Consider the following 12,809-nt stretch of genomic DNA (forward strand, 5'->3'; position numbering starts at 1 on the left):
AGTAACTACACAACCTTACTTAACCCATGCTTAGTTTTGTTCCATTTAAAAGGTGCTGTGATTAGCTCAAATAATGCAAGATAAGCTGCGATCGTGTGAAGTATGAAGTAGAACAAGAAGATAACTATTATAGATATTTCTTTAAAATTAAATAGGTTTTTATTTTGCTTAAAAGAGGCAAGTGCTGCTGAAGATATCAAATAAATCAAACCTATAGCAAGGTTAAATGATAAGATACAGTTTGTAACAGGATTATCCCAAGATTCTAGTAAAATGCAATATATAGGTAATAAGAAATGAAGAACGCTCAGTCCAACAAAAGCGTCTATAACTATCTTGTCTCGCAGTGTCAAATTAAATTTAGTTCTGTTGCAGTGAAAAACAATATAACTTTGCATAAAACCTTTAATCCATCTTGCGCGTTGACGTAACCATGCAAAAATGCTCAATACTGCCTCTTCAAGGGTAGTTGAATCAAGCATATGAGCTTTATAGCCCTTTAAGTAAATTCTGATACCCAGATCCAGATCTTCTGTAACATTAAAAGGATCCCAACAACCTATTTTTCTAAGCTCTGCCAACCTAAAATGACAGCTGGTACCTCCCAAAGGAATGAAATGCTTAATCTGACTTAAACCTTGCAACAGATAATCAAACCATATTGTGTATTCAAGGCTTTGCATACGAGTTAGCAAGTTTTCATCTTTATTATAAAAGTTTAACTTAGCTTGTACGCACACATAATCCTGTCCTATAGTATTAAATGTTTGCAAAGATTTAATTAATTGATCTGAATCGGGATAATCTTCTGCATCAAAAATCGTTACATAATCTCCACTTGCATACTGAAGAGCATAATTTAGAGCTTTAGGTTTTGTTCTAGGTCCAAGAGCTGGAACATTAATAATCTGAAAAAAATCAGGTAGATCTATTAAACTCAAGGCTTTATGAGTAACGTCATCATCTTCTTCTAAAATTATTTTTACATCAAGCCTGTTTTGGGGATATCTGAGATTAGAAATGGCGCTCACCATAAATTTTAGTTTATTGGGCTCAATATAAAGGGGTATTAAAATTGTATAAATAGGAAAGAAGCAGATGGGAGTTAAATATGTTACTAAGTTAGGTGCAATTAGAGCTGAGGTGATGAGATGAATTTTTAGGATGTTGTGAATAAAAGAAAATGATGTTGATAAGATGATACAAGCATCAAAAAATTGGTACGATAAAATGCCCAAAAGTATTAGAAAACTTATACCGTACTTATGAAAATCGTGATTTTTTGCAGAAAAACTCTGATTCAGAAATCTCAAAGAGTAAATTGCTTTATTAATGTTGAATTTTTGTGAAGATTGCTCAGCGTATCTAAAAAAATCTTCCTTGCTAACGAAGTACTTTACGAGAGAGAGGTTAACATTTTTTTTAATTAATCCATGGTATGTAAAGATCTTATGCTTACTAGACATTAAAACCCCCCTATAACAATACTCTGCGACGTATCGTGAGGGACAGGGATGATTTTTTAGGAAAACGTGGTTAACCCACTTAATAGATATTCGATGTGGCAGGTATTTTGATTTCGTCGAACATACATACTGCCAAATTAATTGTTCTAATAAATCTGCATGTTCGTTGAGTGTTGGCGCATATAAAAAACTCAGCTTGGAGTTTAATATCTTTGATAATCTGCCGTAAATTAATTGAGTTTTTCTATCAGACAACTAACTAAAATCTTCAACTTGTGAGTCATGTAAATCATCAAAATTGCTATTGTTAAACTCTTGAGCTGACATAGCATTTAAAAGATCTAGGACCCCTTTTCTTAAGTGACTTGATTTAATGCGTACATAATTTTGCACTAATTTACTTACCTCCCTTTCAGAAATATGTTGAGCCTCATACTCATCGGCCTCTTCAGCAAGTGAGCTAGATGAGACAAGTCCTGCTAATTCCATTCTCTCGAAGAAGTAGTTAACTGGTACTTTCAAAAATGTAGCCACATTGTAGAGCTTGCTTGAGGAAATTCTATTAGCTGCAGTTTCGTATTTATGCACTTGTTGGATGCTGACTCCAATTGCATCTGCTAAGTTTTGTCTTGTAAGACCTAAAAATAATCTTCTATGTTTAAGTCTTTTTCCTACGTGTTGATCTATCACCTGCTCTAACTGTTCTTTATCTTGAAACATAACTTTTTTTGGTACTTTATAAAAAATTGAACTTATAATGTCTCTATTTATAACAGAAGAAATAAACGAAGTAAAATAGGTAAAGAGCCTCTTTTTTAATATTTATGTATTATTTCGTTTCTTAATTAATTCGAGAGTAGAAAGTACAAAAATTAAGAATCCTATGGTAATCATTTCATGATAACTAGTATACAAAGTAGAAAACTTTAATTTATTTGGTACGTAGCCATCAAGATAAGTTTTTGTATTGATTTTTGTTTGTTTTAATATCCTGCCAACGGGGTCTATAATAGCAGATATGCCATTGTTTGCATTTACGATTACGGGGATACCATTTTCCACGGCTCTCATTGCAGTAATATAAAAATGTTGATACGGTCCTGCAGAATGTCCGAACCAGTTACCGTTCGTGATGTTTAGTATTAAGTCCGCATCTTTAGTCCTTACTTCATGTGGAAAAATAGATTCATAGCAAATTAGGGGTCTTATGGATAAGTTATCTACTTTAATACTTTTGCCCATGTATCCTTTGGAGTAATTTAAATCTATAATTTTTTCCAGCATTTTGGATAATTTTTTTGAAATTATTTCAGGCAGTTTATTCCTTAAAGGTAAATATTCCCCAAATGGTACAAGATGGATTTTATTGTAACTAAAAATAATTTGGCCTAGATAATTTATGCCATACATTCCAACATATTCGCTTTGATCATCTTTGTTAACTGAACCTGTGATTAAAGTTTGTTCGGGGGTTAAAAAGCTAGAAATTATATTTAAGAGATCTTGATTATTAATAAAAGTAGGCACCGAAGATTCTGGCCATATAATTAGCTTTGGATGAAGTAAAGATCCATGATCTTCAGAAAGGTCTATATGAGTTTTGAGGTTGTCAATAAACTGATTTATGCTTAATTGGCCTTGATGCTGAATATTTGCTTGCACAACTCTGATGGATAAATCCGTGTTGCCTATTTCACTAAAGTAATTCAGTCTTGCTAAACCAAGAAAAGTCATTAGAGCAAAAATTATAAAGCTAATAATTGTATGTCTTATTAATAGGACCTTATCAGATAATAAATATCTAACACCTGAGGCAATGTAAGCAATTATCAAGCTTAATCCTAGCACTCCAAAAATACTCGCTCCTTGCACGAGAATTGTTGAAAAAGATAAACTATATCCTAATTGATTCCATGGAAACCCAGTGAAAAGCCACGATCTTAACCATTCGCAAAAAGTCCACGATGCTGCAAAGTAGAGATCATAATATCTTGATTCCTTAAAAAAGTATGCCATGCCAGCACTTAGAGAAATGAATATGGCTATTACACAAGGCAAGCCAAAGATTGAAAAAGGAAGCAACCACCAAAGTTCTTTAGCGTATAGAAGCACCGCAAAACTTATCCAATGGAGGCTAATGACGAAATGGCTTACGCCAAAACAGAATCCTAATAATGCAGCTTTTTTGAAGCTGTTAGATATGGATATATGATAGCTGAGTAAACCTAAGCATAAAACTAAAGGCAATAAGAAGGTAGGAGCAAAAGCCAGACCGCTAAGTGCTCCTGCAAGAATGCAAGATATGAAATGTTTTTCTTTGATGGATTTAATCAAAACGTTTGAGATAATGACTTAATAAAAAGCCATTATCATTGTTTTTAAGTCCAAAATCAAGAATTTAGGTAAGCAGCTTCTGTGAGATCTAGGTTATCTCCAGATATCACTGGTTCGATATTTTCTGATATGCAGGCTCCTTCTCCTTGAGGGTTTTTAGCTGCGTCTATCTTTCCAAGATCTGCTGTGTTTCCTTCCGTTATAAATGCGCTTAAGATTTCTTTTTGGGTAGATATATCGAACAAGCTGGCTAATAATACTCCTGTTTTCATAACACTGAGCATTTCATAATATCCATAATGAAGTTGTGAACCAAAAGCCGTCTCCAAACCCTTAGTTACGAATTTAAGCATTCCATCCACGAAGGCATAAGAAATAAAAGCTTTATTGAAGTTTTTTGTGTATCTATCTATTAAAGAGTCTTTTGGGGAGAATTGGTTTAATAGATTTAAGTATCCTAAAGGTATAAATAATTTGTTATTAAATCTAAATGTGCGCCATGCTATTTGTGAAAACATATTTTATATTTTTAGTTAATATTAATTCAACCTAAGCATTATAGTAATTAACAAAACAAACATCAATAACATTTAAGGAATTATTTCAAAAATCATAAGTTCCTATTAGAATCAATAGATAAGTTAAAGTATTTTTTGGTAAAATTAATTTATGAGTATATTTTTTACTCTAATAATACATAAGATTGTTATTCCTGAGTTGGAGTTAAGTGTCAAAAAAAGAGTGAACCAAAGTTTGAGCTATAAAGTGAGCTTAGATGTGTAAGATATGAGAGATTTTTCTGTGAGGGGCTTAATTGAAAAAGCTTTAGATAATGACTTTTTGCAGAGTCATTATCTTTATTTTTGAATCTTAAATCAAGTATTTTAGTTTAAGCAGCAATATCTGTTAGATCTGTAACCGGAGATAATGTAGCTCCAGTTAAAGTATCTCCAGCTACTAATAATTCAGTGTTGTTTTCAGTAACATCTAAATCAGTAAATTCTGATTCATTGACAGAGTTTTCTTCCAAACTTTCAATTTTGTTTTTGTCCACTTCATTTAATGCTTCTTGTAAACTTTCTTTCAATATTTCTTTAAATCCTTCCTTAAATTCTTCTTTAAGTGTGCTTTTCATATTTTTTATAATTTCTTCTTTGTATTCTTCTTTAACTTTTTCTGTAAGGACTCCCGTTAGATGATGATGTTGATTCAAGTCTTTAAAAGCCTCATGTACCCATATTGAATATTGTATAGCAGATTTTAAAATATTAATTTTTTCCCGGCTATCAGGGCCTACAAAAATTTTAATAAATGTTGAGAATACTTCAAGGCTTGAATTCATCAGGAAGGAACTCAAGTATGAATAATTAGAGTACTTTGTAAATTGGTCTAGTAAGGAGTGTTTCGTGCTGAAAGTGTTCAATCCATTTGTAAGTAAAAAAAGACGCATTTGGTCATGTAAAACAGAGGAAGAGAGTATATCAGTTGCAATTTGAGAAAACATATATTTTATAACTTATAAATTAATAATATCATCATAGCTATTTATAAAATAAACGTCAATAGTTTTTAATAAATTTTCTCAAACATATACTTTAATAATAATATATTTTATTAAAATCAACAAATCAATCAAAATGCCGATATAGTAAAGGATATTCAACAAAATATATCGACGCACTCGAAACATTTGTTAGATTGAGTTCATATTACAATGAGGATAACAGTAATGAACCAAACGCCTAGTGCCCTGCCTAATAACTGCAGTGATCAGTTATCTAAGCAATCAGTAAAATATAAAGTGGAATATATGGCATGGTAATGCTAGCTCAGAACTTTTAAAGCTGATAAATCTCTTTTCCATGGCCTACTTTAATTACTAGTACAACTAATGCATTATGTTGTATATTGCAGATAATTCTATAATCTTTAACACGGTAACGCCATAATCCTTTTTTATTACCAGTTAAACTTTTGCCAAACAACAAGGGATCTTTAGTAACTCTAGTTTCTAAGTACTTGATTATTGCTTTTTGAGTATCTTTATTTAATTGCGTAAATTGTTTCCTTGCAGACTCGGAAAATAATACCTTATAAGCCATTTTCTTTCTTAATCTGTTCTAATGTATAAGTTTTAGATCCAATGCTGTAAAATTCTTCCAACGCAAGTTGTGCTACCTTTAGATCTTTTTGATCTTCTAAGAAAGATTCAACAGCTTTTCTTAGGATATATCCCTTGCTACGATCACATTCTTTAGCAAATTCTTCTAGTTCAGAATTAAGTTTTTCGTTTATTTGAAATGATACAGTTTGCATAATCATACCTATTATATATTAACAAGTACTATTATATCACATTAATAACCATTGATATAGGATCAAATTTTATATATTAGATAAAAAAGCTAAGGCATGACATTATTATAAGGTAGTGTTATCTTTGATAGAGAGTAGAAATAAGGTGTATAAGATTAGATTCTCTCATACTGTCTTTGAATTTATTACGTTATAAGATCAAATAAACTGAGCCGGATTAAAATATAGGAGCAGTTAATGTGAGCCCAACTGGATTTATAGAGTAAATAAATCTGAGCCGGGCTTTGCGGATAAAAGCGAGCCAGCTAATACTATTTTTATTCTAGATTCTGCGATAGATTCATCCATTAATTAAAAAAAATATTAATTATAGTTAATTTTATATAAAAAGTACTTGCATATTATGTAAACTAATGTTATAATTAAATTATACTTGAGTAACTAATAGTAAATTTAATAAGATAAGTATTGTAAATAGATTATTAAAGTAAAATTGTTTGATACAATTTATTTTACTAGAATCTCTCTAATACTTAAAATGTTTAAATTTCATTTGGTTATAAAGTATAAAAATAAATTAACATTAAAATTTATAATTATATGGCATTCTTTAATATTTGGAACAATATAAGTAATGAAGTAGAACAAGCATTTGCAGCTGAAGCAGAAAATACTTTAGCAAACGTTGCAGACACTTTAGCGGGAGATACACTAGCAGATACAGCACAAGATGTACTAGGTACATTAGGAGGTCCTATTATGTTACCTGCTAATATAGCAGAAAATACAGTAGAGGCTAATACTGTTATAGACAGAATCAGAGAATTTGTGAACTTTAACCCAAGAGGATTAATTGATCAAGGAGGAGAGTTATTCAATACACTTCTTGAAGAGATGAATAACCAACCAACATCAATTAAAATTGCAGCTGCAGTAGCAATTCTTGGAGCTTGTGGTGCAATAGGCATGGGTATAAAAAGCTTATATTATAAAACTTCTTCCGATGCAATTGTTGAAGCTGAAAATCACGAAGTTTCAAATTTAGATTTAGCTGACTCAACTCAAAAAGTTTTGGCTGGAGATTTTGCTGAAGCTGAAGTAGCTTTAGTTCAATAATACAAATTGTTTGGGGATTAAAGTAAGTTTTAATTTAACATCCTAACAATAAGAGCAACAGTTAAGATATCGCTTTAATCAGGCGATATCTTAAGCTGGCTTTACTTCAAAATAATTTTTACCATATACAACATTGGATTTTTATCTGTGGCGGCTTGATTTCTAAATGAGCTCGGCTCGCTTTTATCCGCAAAGACTGGACCAAATTGATTGACTCTATAAATCCAGTTGGGGTGAGTAGGCCAGCAGAACTTCCCCGCTAGCCCCTCGCAGAACAGTGCATGAGCTTCTCAACTCACACTGCTCCCATTAGATAACCACAAATCCTTTGCTTTGATACCAATGTGCAAACAATTTTGGATCATTTTGAGCTATTTTCTCAATGTATTGAATAGCTTTTATTTTATGTCCTTTGAGCCTCAGATACTTTCGCATTGCCCATTTGATTAGAATAGAATTAAAGTATCTTGCAATAGGTTTTAATGCCTCAGGGGAATATTTCCCAAAATAGTTAATCCATCCTCTTAGGACTGAATTAAAGTTTTCAGAGATTCCTTCCAAAGACAAATCGCTACGCAAGTGCCACTTATAACTCTTAATTTCTTGTCGTATTGCTTGAATAGATTTCTTACTTATGGCTGGAGTAAATCCTATAAATAAACAATTGTCTTTACAGTTATTCACCAGCCTTGGTTTGAATGTGTATCCTAGAAAGTCAAAGACCTTGTTAGAATATTCCTTATTCTTTACTTTACAACAGATAATTCTCGTTTTATCTGGATGCAATTCTAACCCACATTCTGCAAAGCGTTGTTGCAAATTTTCCAACAATTTCTCTGCTTCTGCAAGTGTATTGCAGTGTACCAAGCCATCATCAGCATATCTACACCAAGGTAATTGAGGATATTTTCTGCTCATCCATATATCAAATACATAATGAAGAAACAAATTGCTTAAAATAGGGCTTATTACTCCACCTTGTGGGGTGCCTTTGGTTCTAGCATTGCTAGTTCCATCTGGCATCACAATAGGAGCTTTAAGCCATCTTTCAACGTAAAGTATTACCCATTTATCATTCGTATGCAGCTTCACAGCTTTCATCATCAATTCATGAGATATGTTATCAAACAGCCCCTTTATGTCAAACTCTAGTACCCAATCGTACTTCCAGCACCTTTGGCGTGTAATTCCGATTGCATCTAAAGCCGACTTATTAGGCCTATACCCATAAGAATCATTCAAGAAACAAGGTTCTATCTCTGGTTCCAGTATGAGTTTTACGACCATTTGGGCTATTCGATCAGATACAGTTGGTACACCTAATATTCTTTGGCCTCCCGACTTCTTTGGTATGGCTACCGCTTTAACAGGCGGAGGAAAGTAACTTCCCGAAGACAACCTGTTCCATAATTTGTAAAGATTGTCTTTTAGTTTCACCTCAAAATCAGAAATTGATTGCTCATCTAGCCCAGCAGCTCCAGCATTAGCCTTCACATGCTTGTAGGCTTTGAATACCAAATCTTTAGGTATATTAAATGGTTTTGTCATCTCTCAATAATTCCTTCTTGTTACAGTTGATTATCAACATTGACTATCTAACTGAGTCCCTTCGCTCCATTTTCATTACAAAGACTTCAACACTACTACGAACTCATCCGCCCTTGTGCTTTGCATCGGTACTCTCATCCTTGTAATTTTAGTTACTTGGATTTCTCCCTTATCATCAAAACGACAAATTCCCGCAGTTCCATAAGAGAGCCTAAATTAGAATCACGCCTTCTCCACACCGAACACCACCTACCCAACGTCCAGAGTTGCCGATAGGTTTATCCCAAAAGAATGAGCCGCCTTTGGTTTTGATGTTATACTAGCAACCTTACGATGCGTCATCGAAGGTTCACTTACGTTCGTCTTTCTAATCCATACCTCGCCAGCTCATGCTGACTTTCCTCATGCGCTCACGACCATTACTCTTAATAACAGCCGCCCAAGGTGGTTTGAAGGCAATTTCTGGTAATCGACTTCGGCAGACCTACTGCCATCTCTCCCATAGCTTCGCTACGGCACACGCTCACATTAATTGTTCCTATATTTTAATCCGGCTCACCTTGTTTGATTCTGTAGTGTAATAAATTAAAAGAAAAGGAACGTTATTTTCGTCATAAAAATTCAGTAAATAACATTGTTGTTTTTATAGGTATTGTTATAAAATTAAGCTAATAATTAAGTTTTCTTTTAATACTTGATTTTTAGCTTAAAAAATAAACAATTATGACAAAAACAGTAGCATATTTGAGAATATCAACAATTGATCAAAATTTAGAAAAAAATAGAGCAGCTATTTTGCATTTAGCTAACGAGAAAAATTTGGGTAAGGTGCATTTTGTAGAAGAAGTTGCATCTGGTAAGGTGAGTTGGAAAAAGAGGAAAATTGCAGGCATTTTAGATGAGCTACAAAAAGGGGATAAGATTATAGTCAGTGAGCTTTCTCGTTTGGGACGTAGCATGCTTGAGTGCATGGAGATTTTATCCATAGCGACGCAAAAAGGTATAGCTATTTATGCTATTAAGGGCAGTTGGCAATTAGATGATACTATTGCTAGCAAAGTTGTAGCTATGGCGTTTTCTATGGCTGCTGAGATAGAGCGAGAGCTAATTTCTAACCGTACAGCTGAGGCATTAAAGGCTCGTAAGAATGCTGGCATGATCTTAGGAAGACCTAGGGGTATCGGTAAAAGTAAGTTGGATATCTATCGTCCAGAGATTGAGGCTTTGCTTAGTAATGGTGCGACTCAGAAGTTTATAGCTGAGCGTTACGGTAGTACGGAAGCAAATTTGCATTACTGGATGAAGAAAAGGAGCATTGCTAAGCCTAATAATTTTAAAGAGGTAGCATAATATGATGCGCAAGCTTATTCCTACAGAGGTGATAGAGGGGTTATATTATGAGCTTGCTAATTTATCGCCTAGGCATCCAGCTAGACGAAGCTTGATTGAAAACACAGCAAAGGCTTTTAATGTATCGCTTGCTACGGTACGAAGAGCTATAAAGAAGTATCGTCATCCTTATAACATTGGACGTTCTGATTACAACACGCCTAGAAAGATCAGTAAGGAGCAAATGTTAAATTATTGTGAATTGATTGCTGCCTTAAAAATGCGCTCTACTATAAAAAAGGTAAGTAATTATCTACACCAAGAGCAATAGAGATATTAGAAAATCATGGAGTAGATGTGGAAGGAAGAAGAGTAATCCCTTGTAAAGGTTTGTTAAAAAAGGCTACCATTAATCGCTACTTGAAGCGTTTTGGGCTAAATTCTAAAAACTTTAATTGTCAGCCTTTAGCAGTACGTTTTCAAGCGACCAAAAGTAATGAATGCTGGCAACTTGATTTTACCCCTTCAGATTTAAACATATCAAAGATAATTTCGGTAAAGATAAGCAAGTAATACTTGCAAGCGTAGTAGATGATAGGAGTGGCGCGATGTATCAGGAATACCATTTAAGTGAAGGAGAGAATGTTTTGATGTCACTGAAGTTTTTGTTTAATGCTATGTCAGCCAAATCAGAGAAGAGCTTGCCATTCCAAGGTATTCCTGCAATGATTTATACGGATAATGGCCCAGTTGCTAAAAGTTTAGTATTTCAGAGAGTATGCAAACAATTAGGTATAACATTGCGCACTCACATGCCAGCGGGTAGTGATGGAAGAAGAGTGACAGCTAGATCTAAAGGGAAAGTAGAAAGAGCCTTTAACACGGTACAAAATCAGCTGGAATCTTTATATCATTTTCAAAAACCTTCTTCAATAGAAGAAGCTAATAGTTGGTTGAGAAATTATCTTACACACTACAATTCACTGCCGCATCGTCATGAAAAACATTCTCGTCTTGAAGATTGGCAGAACAATTTACCTCAAGAAGGTTATAAACAGATGTGTTCTTGGGAACGTTTTTGTCAAATGGCGAGGCATCCTGATGAGCGTTTAGTAGATTCAAGCGCTTGTACAAGTATAGAAGGGGTGCGTTATCAGCTGATTGAGGAAATGGCTGGTGAGAAAGTGATGGTATTGGTAGGTCTGTTTGATAACGAATTATACGTAGAGTTTCATGGTCAAAAATACGGCCCTTTTTATCAAGTGGAGGGTCCTATTCCAATAAATACTTATCGAGCATTCAAAAAGACCAGTATAGAAAGAAGGATAGATAAAATATCAGTTATAGCTAAACAAATATCTTTGCCTAGATCTGTACTTTCTGGGCAACTAGGTGATGAGTTAAAGTTGCTAACCCAAGCAGATATGATAGAAAGCAAACCTCAACCTTTTGTAGCTTTTTCGGAAGGCGAAATTGAGCAACCTTGCTTCCAAAATGCCTTAGAAGCAAAACTAGCAATTGCCAAGTTTGTAGGTAGGCCTTTAGCTACTTTATCTGAGACTCAAAGAATTGCTATTGATCAGCTTATTAGAGAAGGACTAAATAAATCTGCTTTGTTAGGAAGAGTGCGAGATTTGTTTCAATTGAAATTAGTAGTTAATAATACATAGGTAAACCATATGAATAACGAGGTAATGCAATTTTTTGGTCTCTCTCAGCCCTTTTATCAAGCTCCTTTCATGGAAACTAAATTGATAAAACAGCAAATACAAAATATCAAATCTGCATGGAATGGTGGCATCATTGCATTGACTGGTATGGTAGGAGTCGGAAAGACAACCCTCTTATGGAAAATCCAACAGCAGCTAATTGACGAAAAGCAGATAGTAGTCTGTAGATGATTATCAACAGATAAGAAAAAACTAAATATTATCACCCTTTACACAGCTCTTTTCTTTGATTTAGTAAAGGATAAAAAATTTAAAATCCCTCTAGCCGCTGAAGAGAGGGAGCGTAAATTGTTAGAGGCGATCAAAAAACAAAATAAACCCATAGCCCTGTTTGTAGATGAAGCACATGACTTAAGCACTCAAACACTTGTTTCGCTCAAAAGACTTATGGATCTTGTTTATAGCAATGATTGCAAGTTAGCTGTTATACTTGCTGGTCACCCTAAACTATCTAACGACCTCAAGCGCCCCTCTATGGAAGAGATAGGCGCTAGATCTCAGATCTTTTATCTCAATCATTGGGTAGAGAATAAACTGCACTATGGCTCATGGCTATTTGAGCAATGCTGCAGCAAAGATGTAACCCAAGATGACATCATTACTACTGAAGCAATGGAGCTTTTAATAGAAAGCCTAGTAACGCCTTTGCAGATCAATCATTACCTTTCTCGAAGCTTAGAACAAGGGTATACAATAGGTGTCAAACCAATTACTCCCGATATTATTCAATCGGTACTTGTACCTGATTTAAACAGCTCTACTGCTGAACTGTCTCGTCATGGCTACAACATACAAACCTTATGCGAGATCCTCAACGCCAGACCTTCTGAAGTCAGAGCTTATCTTCAAGGCCAGCTTAACCCTAATAAAGCTCAAGATTTTACCAAAGAAATCCACAAACTCGGCATTGTGTAATCTTTCTTATTATAAAAATTGATTTATGCTATAATGTAGAAGAAGGTTATTTTTT

Annotated in this window: 14 protein-coding genes; 6 read left to right on the top strand and 8 right to left on the bottom strand. The window is 34.0% G+C overall.

Features of this window, described 5'->3' with window-relative positions; genetic code table 11:
• Positions 1 to 5: 5 nt before the first annotated feature.
• The 7 genes from phytr_RS04775 to phytr_RS04805 all read right to left on the bottom strand — a co-directional run bounded on the left by phytr_RS04775 (position 6) and on the right by phytr_RS04805 (position 6,116).
• Positions 6 to 1,466 (bottom strand): glycosyltransferase, encoded by a 1,461-nt coding sequence (locus phytr_RS04775; RefSeq protein WP_106874735.1) that lies wholly within the window; start codon positions 1,464 to 1,466, stop codon positions 6 to 8.
• Between the two features lie 255 nt (positions 1,467 to 1,721).
• Complete coding sequence (locus phytr_RS04780; RefSeq protein ID WP_106874736.1) at positions 1,722 to 2,186, bottom strand: helix-turn-helix domain-containing protein; 465 nt, start codon at positions 2,184 to 2,186, stop codon at positions 1,722 to 1,724.
• Between the two features lie 102 nt (positions 2,187 to 2,288).
• The gene (gene lnt, locus phytr_RS04785) at positions 2,289 to 3,800 is read right to left on the bottom strand and encodes an apolipoprotein N-acyltransferase (RefSeq protein ID WP_158706869.1); all 1,512 of its coding nucleotides are present in this window, start codon (positions 3,798 to 3,800) and stop codon (positions 2,289 to 2,291) included.
• Positions 3,801 to 3,856: 56 nt separating this feature from the next.
• A complete protein-coding gene (locus phytr_RS04790) occupies positions 3,857 to 4,318 on the bottom strand; it encodes a hypothetical protein (RefSeq protein ID WP_106874738.1) in 462 nt (153 codons plus the stop codon).
• Between the two features lie 371 nt (positions 4,319 to 4,689).
• Positions 4,690 to 5,304, bottom strand: coding sequence for a hypothetical protein (locus phytr_RS04795; protein WP_158706870.1), 615 nt, complete (start codon positions 5,302 to 5,304; stop codon positions 4,690 to 4,692).
• 334 nt (positions 5,305 to 5,638) lie between these two features.
• A complete protein-coding gene (locus phytr_RS04800; protein WP_106874740.1) occupies positions 5,639 to 5,902 on the bottom strand; it encodes a type II toxin-antitoxin system RelE family toxin in 264 nt (87 codons plus the stop codon).
• A complete protein-coding gene (locus phytr_RS04805) occupies positions 5,892 to 6,116 on the bottom strand; it encodes a DUF6290 family protein (protein ID WP_158706871.1) in 225 nt (74 codons plus the stop codon). Before phytr_RS04805 ends, phytr_RS04800 begins: the two co-directional genes overlap by 11 nt.
• A gap of 600 nt (positions 6,117 to 6,716) precedes the next feature.
• Here phytr_RS04805 and phytr_RS04810 point away from each other — a divergent pair.
• Entirely contained in the window at positions 6,717 to 7,232 is a 516-nt protein-coding gene (locus phytr_RS04810; RefSeq protein ID WP_106874742.1) for a hypothetical protein, read from the top strand.
• Positions 7,233 to 7,541: 309 nt separating this feature from the next.
• Here the strand turns inward: phytr_RS04810 and ltrA are convergent, their stop codons facing one another.
• On the bottom strand, positions 7,542 to 8,780 hold the full coding sequence (gene ltrA / locus phytr_RS04815) for a group II intron reverse transcriptase/maturase (RefSeq protein WP_106874743.1): 1,239 nt from the start codon (positions 8,778 to 8,780) through the stop codon (positions 7,542 to 7,544).
• A 723-nt stretch (positions 8,781 to 9,503) separates the two neighbouring features.
• On the opposite strand from ltrA, the gene phytr_RS04820 reads away from it, so the two are divergent.
• The 5 genes from phytr_RS04820 (at position 9,504) to phytr_RS04835 (ending at position 12,754) form a co-directional block, all read left to right on the top strand.
• Entirely contained in the window at positions 9,504 to 10,130 is a 627-nt protein-coding gene (locus phytr_RS04820; protein WP_106874744.1) for a recombinase family protein, read from the top strand.
• Between the two features lies 1 nt (position 10,131).
• A complete protein-coding gene (locus phytr_RS06465; RefSeq protein WP_106875014.1) occupies positions 10,132 to 10,440 on the top strand; it encodes a hypothetical protein in 309 nt (102 codons plus the stop codon).
• Positions 10,441 to 10,717: 277 nt separating this feature from the next.
• Positions 10,718 to 11,779: a hypothetical protein gene (locus phytr_RS04825; protein ID WP_234352483.1), complete on the top strand. Its 1,062-nt coding sequence runs from the start codon at positions 10,718 to 10,720 to the stop codon at positions 11,777 to 11,779.
• A 9-nt stretch (positions 11,780 to 11,788) separates the two neighbouring features.
• On the top strand, positions 11,789 to 12,010 hold the full coding sequence (locus phytr_RS04830) for a hypothetical protein (RefSeq protein ID WP_106874745.1): 222 nt from the start codon (positions 11,789 to 11,791) through the stop codon (positions 12,008 to 12,010).
• Positions 12,011 to 12,040: 30 nt separating this feature from the next.
• A complete protein-coding gene (locus phytr_RS04835; RefSeq protein ID WP_267895101.1) occupies positions 12,041 to 12,754 on the top strand; it encodes an AAA family ATPase in 714 nt (237 codons plus the stop codon).
• Positions 12,755 to 12,809 lie beyond the last annotated feature (55 nt).

Origin of the sequence: Candidatus Phycorickettsia trachydisci, assembly GCF_003015145.1 — a bacterium.
Classification (GTDB): Bacteria; Pseudomonadota; Alphaproteobacteria; order Rickettsiales; family Rickettsiaceae; genus Phycorickettsia; species Phycorickettsia trachydisci.